The 1,041-nt window shown below is 31.0% G+C and carries 2 protein-coding genes; both read right to left on the bottom strand.

The window, feature by feature from the left end:
- Positions 1 to 772 (bottom strand): tetratricopeptide repeat protein (locus tag WFK35_RS22900; protein WP_336734961.1); only part of this gene is annotated, 772 nt, incomplete at its 3' end.
- Positions 762 to 1,041, bottom strand: a 280-nt coding sequence (locus tag WFK35_RS22895) for a hypothetical protein (RefSeq protein WP_336734959.1), incomplete at its 5' end; no start/stop codon positions are given. The genes WFK35_RS22895 and WFK35_RS22900, both read right to left, overlap by 11 nt.

The following is a 1,041-nucleotide window of genomic DNA, read 5'->3' as shown; positions in this document are numbered from 1 at the left end:
CTAACAAGTAATATTTTTCGGCTTCTTGGTAATTTTTTTGGTCGTAATATAAATTAGCCAAATTAAATAAAGCGTCATTATCTCCTTTATCAATTGCTAACAAGTAATATTTTTCGGCTTCTTGGTAGTTTTTTTGGCTTTTATATAAAAGAGCCAAATTAAATAGTGCATCATTATCGCCTTTATCAATCGCTAACAAGTAATATTTTTCTGCTTCTTGATAGTTGTTTTGCTCATTATATAAGCCACCTAAAAAGGAAAATTTTAATCCGTCTTCTTCGTTTTCTATAGACTGAGTAATTTCTATTGCTTTTTTGTAGTCCTTTTTTTCTGTAGCTTCTATTATTTCTTTAAAAATTTCTTTAGATTTCTTTGGTAGATGTATTAGTGTGGCTTTTGTGTTTTTATCATTAAGAGTTTCTGTTAACTCTAAAATAAGATCTCTTTGTTCTATAGAGATGTATTTAGCTTGGCTAAGCGCTTTAGAAAAAATAAGTGCTTTTTCGTAATCTAATTTTTTGTCTTTCAGTAAAGAAATGTGGTCATTTGCTAATGTTTTAAAATCGAGTGCATTGTACCAATTTTCAAGAAAAATACTAAGACATTTGGCTTTTCTTTTTTGTTCGGGATTTCCTTGGGTAAAGATGAGCCACATATTAAAAAAGCGTTCGGATATTCTGTAAAGATGGTTTTTTTTGGAGGTTTCTATTTTGTCTACAATGCCTTTTTGTACAAGTGTTTTAAGGTTTGCGGAGATTAGTTTACTTTCCATACGGGTTTTTTCTACCAGTTGTTTGGTAGTGCAGGCTTCCCAAATAAAAGCCATTTCCAAGATAATTTTTCTCAGTTGTGCAGGAAGGTAATTTAATCTTTCCTGATACAATGGTGTCACGTGATCCATAATTTTTCTTAGGTAGTCGTAACCATAAGTCTGAGAATTCTGCAATACAATCTGGATGAAAAACTGTAATGTTCTGGGTAAACCGTCTGTAAGTATTCTTACGTTTTCCAGTTTTCCGGGATTGTTTTTTATAAATAGTT

Origin of the sequence: Chryseobacterium sp. VD8 (genome assembly GCF_037149975.1) — a bacterium.
GTDB lineage: Bacteria > Bacteroidota > Bacteroidia > Flavobacteriales > Weeksellaceae > Chryseobacterium > Chryseobacterium indicum.
Note: the sequence above shows the minus strand (reverse complement) of the source record. Positions and strands in the feature narration are given on the sequence as shown.